General features: G+C 34.8%; 9 protein-coding genes and 1 pseudogene. 5 read left to right on the forward strand and 5 right to left on the reverse strand.

Going from position 1 to position 8,882, the window contains the following annotated elements; all coding sequences use genetic code 11:
• The first annotated feature begins 95 nt into the window (after nucleotides 1-95).
• The 3 genes from HRU49_RS12975 (at nucleotide 96) to HRU49_RS12985 (ending at nucleotide 1,014) form a co-directional block, all read left to right on the forward strand.
• Complete coding sequence (locus HRU49_RS12975) at nucleotides 96-344, forward strand: hypothetical protein (RefSeq protein ID WP_296357841.1); 249 nt, start codon at nucleotides 96-98, stop codon at nucleotides 342-344.
• Nucleotides 345-477: 133 nt separating this feature from the next.
• Nucleotides 478-738, forward strand: a complete 261-nt coding sequence (locus HRU49_RS12980) for a hypothetical protein (RefSeq protein ID WP_296357843.1) — start codon at nucleotides 478-480, stop codon at nucleotides 736-738.
• Between the two features lie 66 nt (nucleotides 739-804).
• On the forward strand, nucleotides 805-1,014 hold the full coding sequence (locus HRU49_RS12985) for a hypothetical protein (RefSeq protein WP_296357845.1): 210 nt from the start codon (nucleotides 805-807) through the stop codon (nucleotides 1,012-1,014).
• A 61-nt stretch (nucleotides 1,015-1,075) separates the two neighbouring features.
• Here the strand turns inward: HRU49_RS12985 and HRU49_RS12990 are convergent, their stop codons facing one another.
• Nucleotides 1,076-2,260: a pyridoxal phosphate-dependent aminotransferase gene (locus HRU49_RS12990; RefSeq protein WP_296357847.1), complete on the reverse strand. Its 1,185-nt coding sequence runs from the start codon at nucleotides 2,258-2,260 to the stop codon at nucleotides 1,076-1,078.
• A gap of 19 nt (nucleotides 2,261-2,279) precedes the next feature.
• Nucleotides 2,280-3,380 (reverse strand): acyl-CoA desaturase, encoded by a 1,101-nt coding sequence (locus HRU49_RS12995; protein WP_296357849.1) that lies wholly within the window; start codon nucleotides 3,378-3,380, stop codon nucleotides 2,280-2,282.
• Between the two features lie 145 nt (nucleotides 3,381-3,525).
• Between HRU49_RS12995 and rsmG the strand changes: the two genes are divergently transcribed.
• On the forward strand, nucleotides 3,526-4,152 hold the full coding sequence (gene rsmG / locus HRU49_RS13000; protein WP_296357851.1) for a 16S rRNA (guanine(527)-N(7))-methyltransferase RsmG: 627 nt from the start codon (nucleotides 3,526-3,528) through the stop codon (nucleotides 4,150-4,152).
• A gap of 43 nt (nucleotides 4,153-4,195) precedes the next feature.
• On the opposite strand, the gene HRU49_RS13005 is transcribed toward rsmG, so the two are convergent.
• Nucleotides 4,196-5,884 (reverse strand): T9SS type A sorting domain-containing protein, encoded by a 1,689-nt coding sequence (locus HRU49_RS13005; protein WP_296357854.1) that lies wholly within the window; start codon nucleotides 5,882-5,884, stop codon nucleotides 4,196-4,198.
• A gap of 144 nt (nucleotides 5,885-6,028) precedes the next feature.
• Entirely contained in the window at nucleotides 6,029-7,654 is a 1,626-nt protein-coding gene (pruA, locus tag HRU49_RS13010; RefSeq protein WP_296357858.1) for an L-glutamate gamma-semialdehyde dehydrogenase, read from the reverse strand.
• A 116-nt stretch (nucleotides 7,655-7,770) separates the two neighbouring features.
• On the opposite strand from pruA, the gene HRU49_RS13015 reads away from it, so the two are divergent.
• Nucleotides 7,771-8,805, forward strand: coding sequence for a DUF6695 family protein (locus HRU49_RS13015; RefSeq protein ID WP_296357860.1), 1,035 nt, complete (start codon nucleotides 7,771-7,773; stop codon nucleotides 8,803-8,805).
• Here the strand turns inward: HRU49_RS13015 and HRU49_RS13020 are convergent.
• Nucleotides 8,802-8,882 (reverse strand): annotated as a pseudogene (locus HRU49_RS13020) (Co2+/Mg2+ efflux protein ApaG); the annotation flags it as partial. The gene HRU49_RS13015 and the pseudogene HRU49_RS13020 sit on opposite strands and share 4 nt — an antisense overlap.

Genomic DNA, 8,882 nt, shown 5'->3' on the forward strand with positions numbered 1-8,882 from the left:
AATGCATCCAACCTTTTGCTATAGTTGCGATTCAAGGTGTAACATTTTTTTTTGTAATACGTCTTATTAGCGTAACCAATTAAAAAATTAGAATCATGGCATTAGTATTAAATCAAACCTTAGAATCAGTACCAGAACCCATTGCGGTGTCTCATTACACTACCAATGGATTATTAAACTCTAATTACAAATCGATTGTTAAGCACAATTTTAGCAAGTCAACCACAAAATCTGTATTTGGAATTAGACAGCGTATTAAATCTTCGCAATTAAATATGGTAAATCATGTAGGTATGGTTTTAAAATTATCCTTCTTTGCCATTGCTTTAGTCGCTATTTTCTAGTAGCACATACTAATTTTATAGACCTTTTTAACTGGTATGTATGCATGCCTTTTATTGTTAGTGCAGTTCATTTTTTTTTACATGGACATAATTGTGTATTGCTAAAATTCAATCAACCTTAAATCTAAGAATTATGAGTTTTGGAGTAATTCAAGCAATGATTACCTCGTTAAAGAATAACGAGAAAATGCGCACTAAAAGAATTAAGTTTAAACATGTGCCTGGGAAGCGCTCAGGCATAAAACCTCAGTACGATTTTCCGGTGGCAACTCCTGAGTTACTCATTGAAATCAGAGATAAACTTAGAAAAGAAAACAGGATAAGAATGACTAAGATTATTGTTGTTACTATCATAGTGTCATTGTCGATAGCAGGTGTTTTTCTTTTTAAATAAATAAAATTTTTTACGATGCCGTTCGGTGAATCAATGATTAGCACACTCAAAAGTAATACGAGTATAATGCTTAATCAATCTAAGCGGTTCAGAAAGACCATAGGTGGTAATAATAAACAAAGACAATCAACAGGTAATTTACCAAATGCTATACCTCAACAGTTAAAGGAAATTCGTGAGAGAATTAAAAGAGAAAAGAAACTACTTTGGATAAAAGTAATGATGTTATCGGTTCTAATAATCGGTATTTTGGTTTGGATGATATATACATCATAAAAAAAGCTCTAACGTGTATTAAGGCGTTAGAGCTTTTCTCCTATTAAAGTGATTGGTGTTATTATGTTAAGGCCAATTTTATTCTTTTTATTGCTTCTTTAATATGGTCTTCTGAGGCCGCATATGAAATCCTAATGCAATTTGGGTTACCAAACGCATCACCAGTTACCGTTGCAACATTAGCTTCTTCTAGTAAATACATAGCCATATCTGAAGCATTATTAATAGTTTTTCCTCGCATTGTTGTCCCGAAATAAGCAGAAATATCCGGAAAAACATAAAAAGCTCCTTCAGGTTCGTTTGTTTTAAACCCTTCAACATCATCAAGAAGACCTAGTATAAGTTTACGACGTACTTTAAACTCATCAACCATATACTGTATCTTAGAAGGGTGTGCTTCTAGGGCTGTAATTACAGCGCGTTGTGCAATACAATTGGCACCACTTGTTACTTGACCTTGCATTTTATTACAAGCTCTTGCAATCCAATCAGGAGCACCAATATATCCGATTCTCCAACCAGTCATTGCGAATGCTTTCGAGACACCATTTACGGTAATAGTTCTAGAATACATATCTTCAAATTGTGCTATGCTGTAATGGCCGCCAATGAAATTGATATGTTCATATATTTCATCAGAAACAACATAGATGTTAGGATGTTTCTGTAAAACGTCTGCAATAGCTCTTAATTCATCTTTGCTGTATACAGATCCGCTTGGGTTACAAGGAGAGCTGTACCAAAGCATTTTGGTTTTTGGTGTTATAGCAGCCTCTAATTGAGCGGCTGTCATTTTAAAGTCATTCGATATATCTGTCTTAACTTCAACGGGTACACCACCATTAAGCTTTACAATATCGCTGTAACTAACCCAATAAGGGCATGGTAAAATAACTTCATCACCATCATTAAGCATGACAGAAGCAATATTATATAAGGCTTGTTTTGCTCCTGTAGAAACAACAATTTGAGATTTCGTATAATCAAGGTTATTATCACGCTTAAACTTTGTGATAATAGCATCTTTTAATTCACCGTAACCATCAACAGGTGTATAACTGTTATAGTTATCGTTTACAGCTTCTATTGCTGCTTCTTTTACAAAATTTGGAGTATTAAAATCCGGTTCTCCAAGACTTAATCCAATAATGTCTTTTCCCTCTTCTCTTAATTCTCTGGCTTTAGCGGCCATGGCAAGGGTTGCTGAAGTCGATAGATTGTTAATTCTATCTGAAAGTTGGTTCATGTTAATTTTTGTATAGTAATTACACCTGCACTGCTGGACGCATTCCCATTTCTTTTAGAAATTTAAAATGCGCTGCGATAGCTTTTCTCGTAGTTTCGTATTCTTTGTATGGTAAATTAAATTCTTTTGCCGTATCCTTTACAATTTTGGCAATTTTACCATAGTGAATGTGACTAATATGCGGAAAAATGTGGTGTTCAACCTGATGGTTTAATCCACCTGTATACCAGTTGATCAGCCAATTTTTTGCGCCAAAATTTACAGTGGTTTTTAATTGGTGAATGGCCCAAGTATTTTTCATAGTACCATCTTTTTCAGGTAAGTGCATTTCAGCTTCATCCATAACATGAGCAAGTTGAAATACCACACTAAGGATTAAACCAGCTACATAATGCATGATAAAAAAGCCAATTAAAACCTCGTACCAAGCCAAGTCAGTGAGTAAAATTGGTAAAACAATCCAAAGCGAAACATATAAAATCTTAGAGATAACAAGCTTGCTCCAATTTAAAATTGGATTAGGGAATTTACCATAAGAGAGTTTACGCTTCATATAACGTCTCATCTGTTGAAAGTCCGTGGTTATTGCCCAGTTTATAGTTAATAAGCCATATAAAAAAATTGAATAATAGTGCTGAAATCTGTGGTGTTTATGCCATTCAGCGTGTTTAGAAAAACGTAAAATTCTACCCGCTTCTAAGTCTTCATCATGTCCATGTATATTGGTGTAAGTATGATGCAATACGTTGTGTTGTACTTTCCAATTGTAAACATTTCCTGCTAGTATATAAATGCTACTTCCCATTAATCTGTTTATCCATTCTTTATTTGAGAATGAACCATGATTTCCGTCATGCATAACATTCATGCCAACTCCAGCCATTCCAATACCCATCACTATGGTTAAAAGAATTTGCGCCCAAGTTGAAATATCTAATGTTAAGAGTAAGAAATAAGGAGTTAGAAAAATAGCAAACATGACCACAGTTTTGACCCATAGTTGCCAATTACCTGTGCGTTTGATATTATTCTCTTTAAAATAGTTGTTTACACGCTTATTTAATGTTCTAAAAAATTTAGCGGAATCGACTCTAGAAAAAGATAAGGTTTGTTGTGCCATTTCAATTCGTATTTGTTGCTATAACGTTTAGGGTTTAGTTTAAGTATAATGCTTCAAAGATAACTAATAATTAAATCGAAGCCTTATGGTTTTATCTTAAAATTATACACATTTAAATAATGTATTTTTGCACAAAATGAATTCTATGGATCTAATCCTAAAATATTTTCCAGAATTAACAGATAAGCAGGTGCAACAGTTTGGACAACTCGAAGCATTATATAAGGAATGGAATACCAAGATCAATGTCATTTCAAGAAAAGATATTGATGAATTGTACTTAAGACATGTATTGCATTCCCTGGGAATTGCAAAAGTGATGCCCTTTGCTGATGGGGCATCAATTTTAGATGTTGGGACTGGTGGTGGATTCCCTGGTGTACCATTGGCGATTTTATTTCCCAATTGTCAATTTCATTTAGTTGACAGTATTAATAAGAAACTGAAAGTTATTAAAGGTGTTGCAGATAGTATTGAGTTAACCAATATAAGAACCACCCATAGTAGAGTAGAAGCTATTGATGAGACTTATGATTTTATAGTGAGTAGAGCAGTGACTGCGATGCCTGAATTTACAAAATGGGTAAAAGGAAAGATCTCTAAGAAGCAGAACAATATTTTAAAGAATGGGATCTTGTATCTTAAAGGGGGTGATTTAACTGAAGAGTTAAAACAATATGCTAAGGTAAAAGCTTATTTACTATCCGATTATTTTGAAGAAGACTTTTTTGAAACCAAAAAAGTGATTCATCTGCCAATGAAACATAAATGAAAAGCCCTTTCTCAGGGCTTTTCATTTTAAAAGTATATTTACTTTAGTTCGCTAAAAACTTGGTTGTATATGTAGTCTTGTTTTCTGTAGTAATATCTAGGATGTAAAATCCAGATTCTAGATCCACTGGTACTGTATTTCGATTATTCAATTGTAAGGCATGATTGAAAACAATTTTACCAGTCACATCAATAATATTGAGAACAGCCTTACCATTAAAATCAGAAAGTAATACCAAGTTTGAATCGACTGGATTAGTCTCTAACTGAAATGAAAATTCTGAGCCTTTACCTATTCCTAATGGTGGTGTGAGAATTTCTGTTAATGCAAAATTAACATTGTCTTCAGTCAATTGCACATGTGGTTCATTATCAACGGGAACAAAGGTGTTAACGAATGGAGTATTGTTAGTTGTTGCTCTAGAGTCCAAATCAATATCGTGGTGCCAATCTATTTCATCGTTAGTTATTTCTAATGCTAATGCACTAACTGATGGAATAAAGCTAAATTTATCAATTTGTAAGGCGTTTAGAAAATCTGCTGCAGTACCTCCACCAGATGCAATATCACCTGTTAAACCAGAAAGATCAAATAATCCACCTGGCGCGGAATCCATACCGTCAGAAAATGTAAAAGCCTCACTATCAGCATTGGATCCTTCTACCTCTATGCCAAAGACTGAGATTGAAATCTCACTTACTGATGTTGTTAAGCCAGCGGCAGGAGTCATATTAATACCAACGTCAATAACTGCTGTAAAGGGACCAGCAGGTGCTGTAAAACTATCACTAAGAACAGTAAAGCCATTAGTTACTAGGGTACCTGAATTACCAATGGCGAAATATGGGTTTCCAGTACCGCTACCATTAATAATAGCAACGTTTCTTGTAGTTGAAGGAAACCCTGATGCATTAAAACTATTAATATTGTTAACAAATTGAGTTCTGAATGGATGGGAAACCGGTAAGGTAAGGTTAGGATCAAACTCAACAAGATTGCCAGAAAGTAAATGGCCTTCAAGATGATCTACTAATAGTTGCCTTGCGGCAGGTGATTTTAAGAATGTATCAATTAAAGGTTGAATTTCGGTAATTGGCTGCGTAGCATTATTTGCCAGAAAGTTCAACTGATGTTGCAGTCCAATAGGAACATTTGCGCCATGATGCGGTGCGTCGAACGATATATACAAACGGGTGTCTGTATCTAGTGTATTGGCTTCCATGTAGTTTAAGGCGTATCGAGTGATTAAACCTCCCATACTTGGACCAATAATTACATTTTCTTCAGGATTATTGCTTGCTTTGGCTGTATTTATAATATCCAAAAGCTCTACAAGCAGCATTGCGTTTCTTTCAATAAAATCTGTTCCTCCATCAATAGTCACACCATCTCCAGTTCTTAGATAGACCGGGAAATTTAAAATGACCACATCAAAATCCTGTGCTCTAAGAAGATCTGCAAGATTTTGAGATCCAGAAGCATTTGTAAAATCCAATGAACTATAAAGTCCTGTAATATCTCTTGTGTCGCCTGGGTCAAAACCATCGACTAGAATGATAGGTTTATTAAGGATACCGTCAGCTCCTAAAAATATTTGATATTCTCCTTCGCCTGGATAATTTGTTGCTTCACCATAGGAGGATAAATCAGGAGTAATTCCAGAACTGAAAGCGGTCTGTGCTGCAATCAAAGTTGGAATGAATACTAAAAATATAAAGTAAAGTTTTTTCATAGTACTAATATTATCTTAAGATCGAAAAGATACAAAGTTTAGTAGGGGCAAGTCTGTCATAACGGTATTTTTCTATGAAGTGCAAAAAAAAACCCTTAAAAGTAATTTACTCTTAAGGGATTTAATTATCAGTAGTTTATGTTTTTATCCTAAAAACGGATATCTGTAATCTGTTGGTGTAACAAAAGTTTCTTTAATGAGTCTTGGCGATACCCATCTTAATAAATTTTGAGCACTTCCAGCTTTGTCATTTGTTCCAGATGCTCTCGCTCCCCCAAATGGTTGTTGACCAACAACAGCACCAGTTGGTTTATCATTTATATAAAAATTACCTGCTGAATTTTGTAGGGCTGTTGTAGCTTCATCAACAGCATATCTGTCTGTTGATAATACCGCACCTGTAAGTGCATATTCACTTGTTTCATCAACTATCTTTAAAGTATCTGAATAGGCATTATCTTCATATACATAAATCGTAATAATCGGCCCAAATAATTCAGTACACATTGTTGTGTATTTTGGATTTGTCGTTACAATAACTGTAGGTTCAATGAAATAACCTTTTGATTTATCATATCCACCTCCTGCAATTATTTCTGCATCACTATCATTCTTAGCTCCATCAATATATTTAGCTAACTTATCAAATGATCCTTCGTGAATTACAGCTGTAATAAAATTACTCATATCCTCAGGTGAGCCCATTTTGAATGAGTTTATATCGTCTAACAAGAACCTTTTTACATCTGCCCACAGGCTTTTTGGTATGTAGGCTCTAGAAGCAGCACTACATTTTTGACCTTGAAATTCAAATGCACCTCTTGAGATTGCTGTTGCAACTTGCTTAGCATTTGCAGATTTGTGCGCAATGATGAAGTCCTTTCCACCAGTTTCTCCAACAATTCGAGGGTATGTTTTGTAGGTATGAATGTTTTCGCCTATTTGCTTCCAAAGCTCTTTGAAAATAAAGGTAGAGCCTGTAAAATGTAAACCAGAAAAATCTGGACTTGACAACACTGTATTTGTAATCATCACTGGATCACCAAAAACAACGTTAATAACTCCATCAGGTACTCCAGCTTCTTTAAATACATCCATGATCACTTTTGCAGAGTAAACTTGACTATCGCTAGGCTTCCATACAACCACATTACCCATTAGCGCCATACAAGCAGGTAAATTTCCAGCAATAGCTGTAAAGTTAAACGGTGTTACTGCGTAAGTAAATCCTTCTAGCGGTCTGTATTCAATTCTATTCCAGGCGTCACTTGTACTTTCAGGTTGCTCCATATAAATATCAGTCATAAACTGAACATTGAAGCGTAAGAAGTCAATAAACTCGCATGCGGCGTCTATTTCAGCTTGGTGAATAGTTTTAGACTGTGCAATCATAGTTGCTGCATTAATTCGAGCTCTGTAAGGTCCAGCAATTAATTCAGCTGCTTTTAAAAAGATACCAGCACGTTGTTCCCAAGGCATTTGAGACCAAGTTTTGCGTGCTTCTAATGCTGTAGCAATAGCAGCTTCTACATGGCTTTTTTCTGCCAAATGATATTCACCAACAATATGCTGATGATTATGTGGCGGAGACATGGTTCTGGTATTCCCAGTTTTAATGTCCTCACCATTGATGAATAAAGGCACTTCAACTTTACTGTTGAACATTGATTTGTAAGTCTCTAATACAGCGTCGCGTTCTGGTGTTCCTGGCGCATAAGACTTAACAGGTTCGTTTACAGCTACTGGAACATTAAAGAATCCTTTTCCCATAATATGATTTGTTTTTTAGTTTCAATTTTTGATTGTGTAAAGTTACAATATTTATAAAAATTTCTAGATTTTGAACGTTATTGTTGTGTGAAATATCCATCTATATTTTTTGTAAGTTGCGATTGAATTTTTTTCATGAGCTTATGCCTCAAAACGATGCTTTTATATTAACACTTGCTTATCCAGAGACTATTGTTTCTCATGCTGATGAGTGGTACTCAAAGTTTTTAAGGTTTGCATTTGTGGGTAGCAAAAAACATGTTAGAGCTGGCCATGCCGCGTTGGTCTTAATTCAAAAATCCACAGGGGTATTAGAATATCACGATTTTGGACGCTATATCACTTCTGAACCAAATGGTAGAGTGCGAGGACGAGAAACAGATTTTGAGTTGAACTTTCATATTATTGCTGAAATTGAAAATGATACAATTACTAATTTAGAGGAGATTCTAAAGTTCCTTGCAACACATCCAAAACTTACTCATGGCGATGGTAATTTGTATGCTTCTGTTTGTAATGCTATTAATTATGATTTAGCAAGAAGTCATATTGATGCTATGCAATCTCGAGGATTTATTAGATATGCTGCATTTATGAAAGAGGCGTGCAACTGTGCCCGATTTGTAACAGATACTTTAATCGCTTCAGTAACTCATACTAAAATTCAAACGCAATTAATTAAATCTAAGTGGTTTACACCAAGTACTATTGGTAATGTCGTCATTGCGGATACTGAGGATGATGTTTTTATAATTTCAGAAGAAGGTGAGATAACTAAATTTAATTCCTCGGTCGGCAGGGAAAACTGTCGTTTGTTCCTTGATCCGTTAAAGCATTATAGTCCAAGTTTAGTTGGTACACTCCAAGCCAAGCCTAATGATATTAAGGCAGAGCATGCGCAGTGGTTAAGTGGTATAGCAGCAGGAGCATGGTTTGAGCTATATGATTTAAAGACTGCAACTAATTTTAGATTTAGGAGAATTTCACCTTATGGAAATATAGATTGTGACGGCATATATAAGGTGGGCAAAGCTGGATTTGATATCAATTTAACATATGAGTTTGTTCATTATTCCAATTGTTTATTTTTTCATATCGAACAAAATGGAAATGAGTTCCGCTTTGATTATATTGAGGATTATAAATCTTAATTAAGTGCAAAAGGAGCACTTAATTTAAAGGAAGGAATGAATACTTTAAACTTACTAGCTTTAGTAAAGTTAACCAT

The organism is Winogradskyella sp. (assembly GCF_013213975.1).
Classification (GTDB): domain Bacteria; phylum Bacteroidota; class Bacteroidia; order Flavobacteriales; family Flavobacteriaceae; genus Winogradskyella.

What these genes read in the sequence shown, in the direction of transcription:
- HRU49_RS12975 (WP_296357841.1), top strand. Translation starts at nt 96, where the DNA reads ATGGCATTAGTATTAAATCAAACCTTAGAATCAGTACCAGAACCCATT.
- HRU49_RS12980 (WP_296357843.1), top strand. Translation starts at nt 478, where the DNA reads ATGAGTTTTGGAGTAATTCAAGCAATGATTACCTCGTTAAAGAATAAC.
- HRU49_RS12985 (WP_296357845.1), top strand. Translation starts at nt 805, where the DNA reads ATGCTTAATCAATCTAAGCGGTTCAGAAAGACCATAGGTGGTAATAAT.
- HRU49_RS12990 (WP_296357847.1), bottom strand. Translation starts at nt 2,260, where the DNA reads ATGAACCAACTTTCAGATAGAATTAACAATCTATCGACTTCAGCAACC.
- HRU49_RS12995 (WP_296357849.1), bottom strand. Translation starts at nt 3,380, where the DNA reads ATGGCACAACAAACCTTATCTTTTTCTAGAGTCGATTCCGCTAAATTT.
- rsmG (WP_296357851.1), top strand. Translation starts at nt 3,526, where the DNA reads ATGGATCTAATCCTAAAATATTTTCCAGAATTAACAGATAAGCAGGTG.
- HRU49_RS13005 (WP_296357854.1), bottom strand. Translation starts at nt 5,884, where the DNA reads ATGAAAAAACTTTACTTTATATTTTTAGTATTCATTCCAACTTTGATT.
- pruA (WP_296357858.1), bottom strand. Translation starts at nt 7,654, where the DNA reads ATGGGAAAAGGATTCTTTAATGTTCCAGTAGCTGTAAACGAACCTGTT.